At 69.5% G+C, this 11,979-nt stretch carries 12 protein-coding genes and 1 rRNA gene; 5 read left to right on the top strand and 8 right to left on the bottom strand.

The annotated features are described in order from the left end of the window. A 5S ribosomal RNA gene (rrf, locus tag ACWD10_RS30390) occupies positions 1–90 on the top strand; the annotation flags it as partial. Positions 91–173: 83 nt separating this feature from the next. Here rrf and ACWD10_RS30385 read toward each other — a convergent pair. From ACWD10_RS30385 to ACWD10_RS30350, 8 genes are all read right to left on the bottom strand, one after another. Next, positions 174–1,811, bottom strand: coding sequence for a type IV secretory system conjugative DNA transfer family protein (locus tag ACWD10_RS30385; RefSeq protein ID WP_451096684.1), 1,638 nt, complete (start codon positions 1,809–1,811; stop codon positions 174–176). Positions 1,812–1,834: 23 nt separating this feature from the next. Continuing rightward, the gene (locus tag ACWD10_RS30380) at positions 1,835–3,262 is read right to left on the bottom strand and encodes an ATP-binding protein (protein ID WP_451096682.1); all 1,428 of its coding nucleotides are present in this window, start codon (positions 3,260–3,262) and stop codon (positions 1,835–1,837) included. Positions 3,263–3,299: 37 nt separating this feature from the next. Next, positions 3,300–4,859, bottom strand: a complete 1,560-nt coding sequence (locus tag ACWD10_RS30375) for an SCO6880 family protein (protein WP_451096680.1) — start codon at positions 4,857–4,859, stop codon at positions 3,300–3,302. Next, positions 4,856–6,232, bottom strand: a complete 1,377-nt coding sequence (locus tag ACWD10_RS30370; RefSeq protein ID WP_451096678.1) for a hypothetical protein — start codon at positions 6,230–6,232, stop codon at positions 4,856–4,858. The genes ACWD10_RS30375 and ACWD10_RS30370 overlap by 4 nt, the downstream gene beginning before the upstream one ends. Then, positions 6,222–7,031: a hypothetical protein gene (locus tag ACWD10_RS30365; RefSeq protein WP_451096676.1), complete on the bottom strand. Its 810-nt coding sequence runs from the start codon at positions 7,029–7,031 to the stop codon at positions 6,222–6,224. The genes ACWD10_RS30370 and ACWD10_RS30365 overlap by 11 nt, the downstream gene beginning before the upstream one ends. 105 nt (positions 7,032–7,136) lie before the next feature. After that, entirely contained in the window at positions 7,137–7,445 is a 309-nt protein-coding gene (locus tag ACWD10_RS30360; protein WP_451096674.1) for a hypothetical protein, read from the bottom strand. Between the two features lie 198 nt (positions 7,446–7,643). Continuing rightward, positions 7,644–8,021 (bottom strand): DUF397 domain-containing protein, encoded by a 378-nt coding sequence (locus ACWD10_RS30355; protein ID WP_451096672.1) that lies wholly within the window; start codon positions 8,019–8,021, stop codon positions 7,644–7,646. Between the two features lie 11 nt (positions 8,022–8,032). Further along, positions 8,033–8,884, bottom strand: coding sequence for a helix-turn-helix domain-containing protein (locus ACWD10_RS30350; RefSeq protein WP_451096670.1), 852 nt, complete (start codon positions 8,882–8,884; stop codon positions 8,033–8,035). A gap of 128 nt (positions 8,885–9,012) precedes the next feature. On the opposite strand from ACWD10_RS30350, the gene ACWD10_RS30345 reads away from it, so the two are divergent. The 4 genes from ACWD10_RS30345 (at position 9,013) to ACWD10_RS30330 (ending at position 11,936) form a co-directional block, all read left to right on the top strand. Next, positions 9,013–9,453: an ATP-binding protein gene (locus tag ACWD10_RS30345; protein WP_451096668.1), complete on the top strand. Its 441-nt coding sequence runs from the start codon at positions 9,013–9,015 to the stop codon at positions 9,451–9,453. Between the two features lie 64 nt (positions 9,454–9,517). Continuing rightward, the gene (locus ACWD10_RS30340; protein ID WP_451096666.1) at positions 9,518–9,790 is read left to right on the top strand and encodes a DUF1876 domain-containing protein; all 273 of its coding nucleotides are present in this window, start codon (positions 9,518–9,520) and stop codon (positions 9,788–9,790) included. Positions 9,791–9,889: 99 nt separating this feature from the next. Further along, positions 9,890–10,177, top strand: coding sequence for a type II toxin-antitoxin system Phd/YefM family antitoxin (locus ACWD10_RS30335; RefSeq protein WP_451096664.1), 288 nt, complete (start codon positions 9,890–9,892; stop codon positions 10,175–10,177). Positions 10,178–10,403: 226 nt separating this feature from the next. Next, the gene (locus ACWD10_RS30330) at positions 10,404–11,936 is read left to right on the top strand and encodes a methyltransferase (protein WP_451096662.1); all 1,533 of its coding nucleotides are present in this window, start codon (positions 10,404–10,406) and stop codon (positions 11,934–11,936) included. Positions 11,937–11,979 lie beyond the last annotated feature (43 nt).

Raw genomic sequence — 11,979 nt, 5'->3', positions numbered from 1 at the left:
CCCGGTTACATTCCGAACCCGGAAGCTAAGCCTTACAGCGCCGATGGTACTGCAGGGGGGACCCTGTGGGAGAGTAGGACGCCGCCGAACTAATTGTGGGGAAAGCCCCGTGCCGATGGCACGGGGCTTTCTGCATTTCTGGATCATTTCACGCCAGCCCACCAAACCGCCTTTCAGGCGGGCAGTTCGCTGTGGGGCCAGCGGGATTGGGCCTGGGCTCGGGAGCGGAGCAGGGCCAGAGTGGGGAGGCCCCGGTCCGCTCCGGTGGTCAGTAGCTCCGGGAGCTGGGGGAGCGGAGCCACCGCGGCGACGTCGTCCAGGACGAGCGTCATTGGTGGGTCGAGTCGGCCGGAGGATGACCGTTCGGCCATGCGCCGGCCGCGCTCGACCACGCTGGAGACGAGGGCCGTCAGGAGAGGCATCGCGCCGGGCTTCGCCTTGGGGTCCTCGATGGGTTCACCCACCACGTACAGCGTGCCCCCTTCGCTGATGAAGGAATCCAGCGTCAGGGTGTCTGTCCGGTTGGGGGTGCATGCCTCGCGGATGTGGACCGAGAAGAGGGAGGAGAGGGCTCGGGCCGTCAACTCCTGGGCCACGTCTCGGCGTTCGGGGTGTGCCGTGAGTTCTGCTTCCAGTTCGCCTGCGGCTCCTGCGGCTGCCTTCGTGTTGGTACGGAGGATGCGTACCGCCTCCTGGACCTGGTTGCCCTGGGCCCAGCGGTGGACGTGTTTGACGCCGCGGCCGTCCACGGCGGCGGCGTGCAGATAGCAGCGGAGGAGCGTCTCGGCGGTGTTGGCTGTGGCCGCGTCCAGCTTCGCGGTGGGGCGTACCGGAGCGAGGAGGGCCGCCGCCGTTGCCGCGGCTGTGCTCTTCTCCTCGCAACCGGAGGTGGGGCTCCAGTGCATGCGGGCGGGGGTGTCGCAGCGGTGTGTGGGGTCGTAGAGGAGTACGGGGCCGAGCTTGGCTCTTGCGTCCTTGGTGTCCGTCCACAGGGTGGGGTCGGAGGTGAGGATGAGGGCGGCGGATTCGGCGTCGAGGATGGCGGCGGTGGCTGGGGCTCTGCGGGAGGTGGCGTCGCCGAGGAAGAGGGGGGTACGGGGGGCTGGGACCGTCACGGGTGGGGTTACCGTCCGCTCAGGTTCCGTCGGTTCGGTTGCCGTGGCCTGAGCCGGGGTGCCCTCGGCTTCCGCGTGCTCGGCAACGGGGTCCCGTAGGTCGTCCTTTGGCGCACTCGGCGACGTGGGCTGTGCCCACCCGTTCCGCCCTGCGGAACGACGGCCCACAGCGGGAGCGGGATCGACAGGATCGACAGGTGCGACAGCCGCATCAGCATCGGCACCCGCAGCCTTCTCACGCCGCGCCCTGCGCACCCTCCGCACAGCCCGCCACCGAGCTGCCGTCCCAAGGACAAAGATCGTCAGAACCAGCAGGACCATCAACTGGCCGATGAACAAGCCCCAGAAGAGGCCGTACCCGGAGAGCTGTTCCGCCGGTGTGGCTGTCCACGCTCCCGGCAGGTCGTGCGGTTCTGCGATCAAGTGGCGCATGGCCAGGGGGGTGTTCTGGATGGTTACCGCGTCCGGCCAGGCGCCCTTCGCGAACAGGCCCGCCAGGCCCGTTGCCGTCCAGACCAGGAGGGTCAGGCCGAGCAGGAACACCAGAATGCCGACCAGCAGGCCGTCCGGGATGCCGCCCCCGGAGCCCCCTGCGCCCCCGGAGCCCCCTGCGCCTCCGCCACCCTGGCGGCCCTCGCCATCCCGCCGCTCAGGGTGCCCGTTCCCGTACCCGCGCCCATCCTCGTATCGCCGCATCTCACGCCACCGTTTGCCGCATCTCACGCCACCGTAGACTCCGCAGACCCGCCGCCCCGGCCGTTCAACTCATCCATCCGGGCGGCCCGTTCCTCCGCCTCCTTCTCCGCCGCGAGCATCAGGTCGTCCTCCGCGTGTTCGCCCGGGGCCGAGGACTCCGTCATGGCGCGGTCGGTGTAGACCAGGGGGCGTTCCATCTCTGTGATCAGGTGTTTGACCACCTGGACATTGCCGTTGACGTCCCACACCGCGATGCCGGGGGTGAGGCTCGGGATGATCTCGACCGCCCAGCGGGGCAGGCCGAGGACCTGGCCCGTCGCTCGGGCTTCGTCGGCCTTCTGGGCGTAGATCGTCCGTGTCGACGCCATCTTCAGGATCGCCGCCGCCTCTCGCGCCGCCGCGCCGTCGACCACGTCGCTCAGGTGGTGGACCACCGCCACAAAAGAAAGGCCCAGCCTTCGCCCGAACTTCAACAGCCGTTGGAAAAGCTGCGCAACAAAAGGAGAGTTGATGATGTGCCAGGCCTCTTCCACCAGGAAGATGCGCTTCTTGCGGTCCGGGCGGATCCAGGTGTGTTCCAGCCAGACGCCCACGATGGCCATCAGGATCGGCATCGCGATCGAGTTGCGGTCGATGTGGGAGAGGTCGAAGACGATCAGCGGGGCGTCCAGGTCGATGCCGACCGTTGTCGGGCCGTCGAACATGCCCCGCAGGTCGCCGTCGACCAGGCGGTCCAGGACCAGCGCCACATCCAGGCCCCAGGCCCGTACGTCCTCTATGGCGACGTTCATCGCTTCCGCGGACTCCGGCTCGGGGTGGCGGAGTTGCTCGACGATGTCGGTCAGGACCGGCTGGCGCTCGACGATCGTTTCGTTGACGTACGCGTGGGCCACCTTCAGCGCGAAGCCGGAGCGCTCGTCGAGGCCGTGGCCCATGGCCACCTCGATGATGGTGCGGAGCAGCGCCAACTGGCCCGTGGTCGTGATCGCGGGGTCCAGGGGGTTCAGGCGGATGCCCGTGTCCAGCGCGACCGTCGGGTCCAGGCGGATGGGCGTTATACCCAGCTCCTGGGCGATCAGGTTCCATTCGCCGACGCCGTCCTCGCCCTGTGCGTCGAGCACGACCACCTGGCGGTCGCGGAAGCGCAACTGCCGCAGCACGTACGTCTTTTCCAGGGCCGACTTGCCGTTGCCGGACTCGCCAAGGACCAGCCAGTGGGGGGCCGGGAGCTGCTGCCCGTACAGCTGGAACGGGTCGTAGACGTAGCCCTTGCCGCTGTACACCTCGCGGCCGATGATCACGCCGGAGTCGCCGAGGCCGGGGGCGGCGGTGGGCAGGTAGACGGCCTGGGCCTGGCCCGTGGACGTACGCACGGGCAGGCGGGTCGTCTCCACCTTTCCGAACAGGAAGGAGGTGAAGGCGTCGGTGAGCATGGACAGCGGGTCTCGCATGGGCCTGGCGCCTCTACCTTCTTCTCCCGTTGGCGTCTTAGCGTCGGATGCCGGTCGCGAACGGCAGGGTGTTCACGAACGCCCGGTGGTGCTCGCGGTCGCACCACTCCAGCTTCAGATACGACTTTCCGGCCGAGGCCCGGATCGTCCGCTTGTCGCGGGCCAGGCCCTCCGGGGAGCGGGACGACACCGTGATGTAGCCGACCAGGTTCACCCCGGCCGCGCCGCTCGCCAGGTCCTCGCCGCGCTGGTCGAGGCGGGAGTGGGCGGCGGCGTCGCGCGGGTCGACGGTGCGGTTGAGCTTGGCCTGGCGGCTGGCCTCCGCCTCGTCGTTGGTCTTCTCGGTGAGCATCCGCTCGATGGCGACCTCCGTCGGCTCCAGGTCCATCGTCACCGCGACCGTGCGGATCACGTCCGGGGTATGGACCAGGAGCGGCGCGAGGAAGTTGACGCCCACCGGGGTCATCGGCCACTCCTTCACCCAGGCCGTGGCGTGGCACCAGGGCGCGCGGGTCGCGGACTCGCGGGTCTTGGCCTGGAGGTACGTCGGCTCCATGGCGTCCAGCTCGGCGGGCCAGGCGTTCCGCTTCGTCATCGCCTGGATGTGGTCGATGGGGTGGTCCGGGTCGTACATGGAGTGCACGAGGGAGGCGAGCCGACCTTGGCCGAGCGGCTGGCGGACCCGGATGTCGGCCTCCTGAAGCCGCGAACAGATATCGGTCAATTCCCTGGCCATGACAACGGCGAGGCCCGCGTCCTTGTCCACCTTGCGGCCGGACTGCGGACGGATGGCGCGCGCCATCGCGTCGGCCTCGGCGGCGAGTTCGCGCGTGTAGTGCATGCAGGCCACCAGGTACGCGCGGTGCTGCTCGCTGCTCGTCGACACCATGGACTGGAGCTGGTCGTACGACTCCCGCAGCCAGCCCGGCGCCCGGTCGTCACCGCGTACGGCCACGTCCTTGGCGTGTGCGTCCGGGTCGGCGGGGAGCGTACGGGCGAGCATCTGGAGCCGGGTCACGAAGCCGTCGCCGTTGGCCACGTGCTTGAGCAGTGTGCCGAAGCGGTCGACGAGGGCTTCCTGGTCCTCGCTGTCCCGCAGCCCGACGCCCGGGCCCTCGATCTCGATCGCGGCGGTGACGGTACGGCGGTCGGCGTGCAGCAGTACGGCGATCTCGTCCGGGCCGAACGGCGCCGCGAGCCAGGTGATCCGCCCGATCCCCGGCGGCGGCCCGATCTCCACCTCCCGGCCGTCGAAGCGGACTCCGGCCTCGGGGGCGGCGGAGCGGTAGACGGCGCCCTGGCGCAGGTGGCGCCGGTAGCTGCGGTTGATCTCGTACCAGCGGTAGAAGGTACGGCCCTTGAACGGTAGGTACACCGCGGCGAGCGCGAGCATGGGGAAGCCCATGAGCAGCACGATCCGCAGGGACAGGACGGGGACGAGGAGCCCGCACATCATGCCGAGGAAGCCGCCCGCGATGATCAGCGCGATCTCGCCGGTCTCGCGATTCTTGCCGACGATCGCGTTCGGCCGGGCGCGGCCGATCAGATATGTGCGGCGGGGCGTGACCGGATGGGACACATGGGACTGGGTCGTCAACGCCCTTCACCTCCCGTGCGGTTGCTCTTGCCTGTGCCTGCGGTGCCTGATGTGCCGGTGCTGCGCGAGGTCCGTGCGCTGTGGGCGGCGCTGGCCGCGCTGCTGCCGCTGCTGCGGGGTGCGGGTGCGGTGGAGGGGACAGTTCCGCCGCCGTTCGAGGAGGGCGAGGCACCCCGGTTGCTGTGTGCGGCGACGCCACCGGAGGCGGGGTTCGCGGGCCGCCCGCCGCTGTTGCTCTGCGCGCCGTTGTCGTCGCCGCCGTGCCCGCGGCCGCTGTGCGTCTTGATGCCCTGCGAGACGAGCGCCGCCGGGGAGCTGATGACCGCCGCGGCCTTGCCCTCGGCGCTCTGCATGATGCGGTTGTTCCGTCCGGCGGCGATCTCGTCCCCGAACCCGGGCACGAAGCGGTAGATCATCGCCGAGGCGAAGATGGCGAGCAGGATGATGGCGAGGCCGGACACGACGGCCGAGAAGGCGTCCGGCCCGTCCTCGGCGGAGAGCGCCCCGGCGAGCCCGAGCACAATGACGATCACCGGCTTGACCAGAATCACCGCGATCATGATCCCGGCCCAGCGCCGCACGTGCGACCAGAGGTTCTTGTCCACGAGCCCCGCGTAGACGACGGTCCCGAGCAGCGCGCCCACGTACAGCAGCGCGGCCCGGATGACCAGCTCGAGCCAGAGCACTCCGGCCGCGAGGATGGACACGAGCGAGACGACGATCAGCATGATCGGCCCGCCGCCGATGTCCTCGCCCTTCTTCAGGGCCTCGGCGAAGGTGCCGAAGAACGTGTCCGTCTGATTGCCCGTCGCTTTGGCGAGTACGTCGGTGACCCCGTCGGTCGCGGAGACGATGGTGTAGAGGATCAGCGGCGTGAAGGCGGAGGCGAGGACCGTCAGCCACAGGAACCCGACGGCCTCGCTGAGCGCGGTGGTGAGCGGCACGCCGCGTACCGCCCGCTTGGCGACGGCGAGCAGCCAGAGCAGCAGGGTCAGGATGGTCGAGGCGGCGAAGACGACGGCGTACTGCTTCAGAAACGTGTCGTTCGTGAAGTCGACCTCGGCGGTCTCCTTCACGGCGGCGCTCAGCTTGTCGACGGTCCAGGCGGCGGCGTTGGCACAGCCCTTGGCGAGGGAGGTGAGGGGGTCGAGGGTGCCTAGGGCGTCTTCGGCGGGGTTGTTGGGGGTGGCTCCGCCGCTTCCGGCTTCTTTTCCTTTTTCGCAGTACTCCTTGGCGGGGCCGACGATGAGGTCACAGTTCTTGTCGGGCTCCGGTGCCGCGTACGCGCGGGAGGCGAGCAGCACGGCGGCCGTCTGGACGGCGGCCACTGTGGCGGCGAGCGGGAGGGCACGGCGTCGGGTGTTAGCGGGCATACGTGAACCCTCCGTACTGCTCAACGGCCTTGGCGATGTCGTCGGCGGTGGAGGCACGGTTGTCGCCGTTGACCGGGGCCGGTCCCTCCTTCTGTGAGAAGCTCTCGACCTTCCAGTCGCCGTCGGTCCACCGCATCTTCAGCGTCATCGTGAACCAGTCGCTCGTGACGGGGTTGGTCGAGTCCTCGCCCGCCATGCCGAAGACGCCGGTGCACCAGACCTCGACGGTCGCGGAGTTGTTGTCCGCGTACGAGGTGACCTTGGAGCCGATCGGGGCGGTGCGCGAGACGTACGTCTTGCCTCTCGGGGCATTCCCGGACTCGTCCAGGCCGACCTTCTCCAGGAACGCTCTGTCGTACGCCTTGTCGAGCTTGGCCTGCAGCCCGGACACCTTGTCGGTGACGAAGACGGACTGCACGATGTCGGGCCGCAGCGCGGGCTTCAGGATGTCCGCGGACACCAGCGCCACCGCATAGTTCGCCGCCGCGCTCTCCGCCCCCTGCCGGTCGTGCGCGAAGCCCGAGGAGACCGGGTTCTTGCCGGTGGGGGCCGTCGGGGCGGCCGCGCCCGGGCCGCCCGCGCGGGTTTCCTTTCCTGCTGAGCCCCCGTCACCACCCCGGTTCGCGAACGCGATCGCCGCGATCAGCAGGACGATCACGCCGACGACGGTGACGAGGCTGCGCGAGGACGACCGCGCGGGTCTGCGCGGGCTGCCGTACACCCCGCCGTCGCCGCCCGGAAGCCGCGTGCGGGTCTGGCCCGCGCCGCCCACGTCCGTGCCCTCGTCGCCGAGACTCATGCCGCGTACGCCCCCTTGAGCAGTTGCCGAATCGCGTAGTGGTTGTACGACGGTAGCTCTGCTGGTCTCCGCGTACGCGCGGTGTGGTGAGTGGGCATCAGGGGACTACACGGCCATCCCGTACACGATGGTGAAGAGCGTGCCGAGCGAGCCGATGATGAAGACGCCGGTCAGCCCGGCGATGATCAGGCCCTTGCCCTGCTCGGCACTGAAGGTGTCGCGCAGGGCCGTCGCGCCGATGCGCTGCTTGGCCGCGCCCCAGATCGCGATACCGAGGCAGAGCAGGATGGCGATCGCCATCACGACCTCGATCATCACGCGCGCCTCGCTGCCCAGGCTCCCGAAGGGCCCCCAGTCCGGGGCGATCCCGCCGATGATGGTGGTGATGTCGCCCTTTTCGGCCGCCAGAAGCATCTGTAACTCACCGCCCCTATTGGGTAGTTCTGTGCCCCTGCGGTTGTGCAGAGGTCACTGCCCATTCTCGCCGAGATTTCCGCCGGAGTATGTCCACTCAGCGTCATTCGTTGGCGGGTTTCGTACGCATGTATGCAGAGGTACGTATGTTCACTCTGTGTATCACGAGGAGTGACGCCGGGCAACGAAGGCTGACGCTCAGTCAGCAGCGAAGTGATCGAATTCCCCGGCGCGTGCGCCGAGGGTGAAGGCGTGCCACTTGTCCTCTGTGGTGGTGACGGTGCCGTCGAGTACGACCTGGCCGGTCGGGGCGTGTGTGATGTCTATGCCGGGGGAGTCCCCGGTCCCCTTGAGGTGGGCCAGGAGGGTGGCGAAGGTTGCGGGGTCGGTGGTGAGGACGGCGCCGGTGGGGTCGCTGCTCTCGGTTAGCAGGACGGTTCCATTCGTCGTTGCGTCGACGTGTACGCAGGCATCGCCCTCTTGGCAGTACGTGGACTTCTGCGGGCCCTTGGCTACGTGAATGCAGGACTCTCCCTGGCCGCAGTAGGAGGACTTCTGCCAGGCGCGCGTTGACATCGCGGACTCCTTCACAGGTCTCTGGTCAGCTGGTGGATGAGGTCTCGGGACTTGGAGGGGCTCAGAGCCACGCTGGTCATGCGGCTCAGGAGGATGCGGTACGCGTCCAGCTGAGCTTCGGCGTCGACGAGTGCCGGTCCGTGTGACTGGTCCAGGAAGACCGTGTCCAGTTGGGGCACTGGGCCGTGCACGTAATAGATCGTCTGGCCGGAGCCGGGGTAGGCGCCGATCGCGAATGGGATCACCTGGACTGCGATGTGCTCGCGCTGGCTCTGCTCGATCAGGTGCTCAAGCTGCCGCTTGGCTACCGAGGGGCCTCCTACGGGGACGCGCAGGGCGGCTTCGTGGATGATCGCGAGGAACGGTGGAGGGTCCTCCCGGTCCAGCACCGCTTGGCGTTGGAGTCGGTGGCTTACGCGGTGCTCGATCTCGGTGCGGGTGAACTCGGGGACCACCTGACGGAAGATCTCGCGTGCGTGGTCGGTGATCTGCAGTAGCCCGGGGATGTGGGCGGTGTTTGCGGATCGGAGCTGAGTGGCATCGTGCTCCAGCTCGGCGATGTCGAGAAGCGGGGTCGGCAGGATCTCGCGGAACGTTCCCCACCAGCCGCCCTTGTGCTCCGATGTCAGCCCGATCAGCCCGTCGACGTACGCCGTGTCAGAACAGCGGTAGATGCGCGCCATGGCCCGCAGCCGCTCGGGGCTGACGCCGAATCGGCTGGCCTCGATGTTGCTGAGCTGGGCCTGGCTGACGCCGAGTTGACGGGCGCCCTCGGTGACGGACATCCCCGCGCGCTCGCGCAGCCTGCGCAGCTCCGTCCCCAGCCTGAGTCGGCGGACAGAGGTGGCGGTCTTGGGGGCCATCGCTCAACTCCTTGTCACCCACACGAGGTAAAACCTCATGCGATTCCCGTAACGGGAAATACTTTATGTCGCTCGCCGCTGCCTTGGAGGTATCGCAGCCAACTCCCCCAAAAGATCGGAGACTTACCGTGACAACGGTATCCGCCCCTTGGGCCTACGCCCTCCAACTCCCCCACGACCCCCGGGCCCCCGGTGTCGCCCGTACGACCCTCCGGGCCGTGCTCGACACCCACGGTATGGCGGAGCTGACGGACACCGCGGAGCTTCTGGCCGGTGAGATGGTGACGAACGCGCACCTGCACTTGCTCGGGACGTACACGCTCCGCACGCGGGCGATGGCGCCCGGACGTGTCCGGGTCAGCGTGTGGGACACGAATCCCGAGATTCCCGCTCCCTTTCGTGAGCAGCGTGTGCCCGTCGCCGTGCCGGATACCGACGAGGGCGGGCGCGGGCTCTTCCTGGTCGGGATGTGTGCGGACCGGTGGGGGGCGTACACGCTCGGTGACGGGATGGGGGGCGGGCCCGGGAAGCTGCTCTGGGCCGAATGTGGTGGGGCGGGCTGGGGGTAGCGGGGCGGGCGGGTGAGAGAGACCCTGGGGGGAGTAGGGGATCCCCCCTGGGAGGTGATCCGGTATGACCACGCTCGCCGGATGGCATGTGGAGATGGAGTTCGAAGAACAAGGTCACCGCACCAGTGCGGCCGCTCTGCTCAGGCTCCCGGACGGTACCGAGATGAGAGCAAAGGGCTATGCGATGCGGCACCCCTCCGACCCGGAGCAGTTGCGGGTGGGTGAGGAGATTTCCGGGGCGCGGGCCTTGATGGACCTGTCGTCCCAGCTGTTGAGCAAGGCACATGGAGAGATCGACGAGGTCACGGGGCGCCCCTCGCGCCCGCTGACTCACTGAGGCTGAGGGAGCAGCCACGGCGGCGGTCCATTGCGGCCGCCGCCTCGCCTCGTCGGCACTCGGCGGCGAGGCCCGGGGCGGTCGCTGCACAGTAGTGGCATGCCGAGTACATACACGATCACCGAAGCCCGCACGCGCCTCGGTGAGCTCGTCCGTCGCGCTGCTCAGCACGAGCACATCACGCTCATCGACCGGGGCAGCCCCGCAGCCGTACTGATCTCTCCCGTGGAGCTGCAAGATCTTGAAGATGCCCTGGCCGTCGCGCGGCTGGAGCGCGACCGGGCTCTCGGGACCGCCGCCGCTCCTGTCGCGCACGTGGACGCGCGCCGGGCGCTCCGCGAAGCCGCTGGGAGGGACGGCGAGTGGCCCTGCACATCGAGCACGTAGGGCACACGGGCTGACGGGCAGGCCGCGGTGAGCTGGCGGTATCGCGACGCCGTGCTCGGTGTCCCGGGCGGGGCCGGTCCGGCAGGGGGTCGCGCGACTAGCAGGGGCCCGGCGCTCGTACGCGATAACGCGCCGCATAGCAACGCCAGTTCACCCGGATCCCTCATTGGCGGGAAAGCAGTGGGTAAGGGTTCAGCGTTCGCGGGCCCGGGCCGACAACTCTGACATGACGATGACCAGCGGTAGTACTGAATCCCTGCTCGGCCCCGACGAGATTGCCGCCCTGCGCGACGCCCTCGAACGGCACGGATACACCCGGGACGGAATCGTCGCCCGGGTCGGGCGCGTGGCGGCGCAGGCGCTCAATCACTACGAGCCCGGACCGGTGCTCCGGGTCCTAGGAGAGGACGATCCGCTCGCGGTCCTGATCCAGCTCTTCCTTTGTGGGTACCCCGTTCCGCTCGCGGTGGTGGAGCGGGAGGTCGTGCCCCTACTGGAGAACGCCGGGGACGGGTTCGTCCGCTCCTGGGCGCATCTCGCGCCGTACGAGAGATGGTGGGTCGTCTCGGACTTCCCGACGTTTCTGCGCGGCGATCCCGCGGACCGGCGGCCCGACCATGTGCTGCCGGTGGGCCCGGCGGACGTGGCGCTGCAGCGGGCCACGCTCACGCACCCCGTGGGCTCCGCGCTCGACCTCGGGACCGGGTGCGGGGTGCTCGCGCTGCCGCTCACGGAGCGGGCCGAGCACGTGACCGTCACCGATCTGTCGCCGCGCGCCGCCCGGTTCGCCGCGACCACGGCCGCGCTCAATGAGTGCGAGTGGGACGTACGGCTCGGTGATCTGGCGCAGCCCGTGGCCGGGCGGCGGTTCGATCTTGTTGTGAGTAATCCGCCGTACGCCGTGGGGCCCGGAACCGTGCACTGCCTGTACCGCGACTCGGGACGGCCCGGCGACGCCGTGTGCGCCGAACTCGCCGGTTCCGCGGCCGACTTGCTGACCGAGGGCGGACATCTCCAGTTCCGTGCGAACTGGGCGCATGTCGCCGGTGAGGACTGGCAGGAACGGGTCGCCTCCTGGCTGCCGCCCGGGGCCGGGCTCGACGCGTGGGTGGTCGAGCAGGAGCGGACCGAGGTACGGGCGTACGTCGAGCACTGGCTCGACCAGTCCGGGGGCGAGGAGTGCGCCGGGCAACGCGAGACCTGGCTCCGCTGGTTCGAGGACCAGAAGATCGAGGCGGTCGGCGGTGGGACGGTGTCCGTACGCCGGACCGGCACCGAGGACTCCGTCGTACGGGTCGAGCAACTGGGCGTCAACGCGGGTGCCTTGGGGGCCGGGCACGTCGCCGACTGGTTCGCGCGGCAGGAGTGGCTGCGCGGGCGGGACCTGCTCGGGGAGCGGTTCGCGGTCGGGGAGGGGGTCGTGCTGTGGCAGCGGGCCACGCATCGGGCCGGGCAGGGGGACGCCGCCGGGTGGGGCCTTCAGCGGCAGCTGCTCGAAGTGCCGGGCGGCGGCCTGAACTGGCGTGACGAGGTCTCGCCGCTGGCGGTGGCGCTGGTGGGCGGGGCGGGGCGCGGGTTCCGGCTCAGGGAGCAGATCGCGCGTCTTTCGGGGCCCGCGGCGGAGTCCGGGACGTCCCGAGGGGCGCAGGGGTCCGGCAGCTCCGGGGCGCCGCCCACGCGGCTGACGGAGGCGGCGCTGCGGGAGGTGCGCAGGCTCGTGGAGCGGGGTGTTCTGGTGCCCTGGGACGAAGCCCCCTAGGTCCTTAGACTTGGTGCCGCTTGCCCGGAGCGGTCGGCGGACG

The sequence above is a fragment of the Streptomyces sp. NPDC002851 genome (assembly GCF_053591935.1).
Note: the sequence above shows the minus strand (reverse complement) of the source record. Positions and strands in the feature narration are given on the sequence as shown.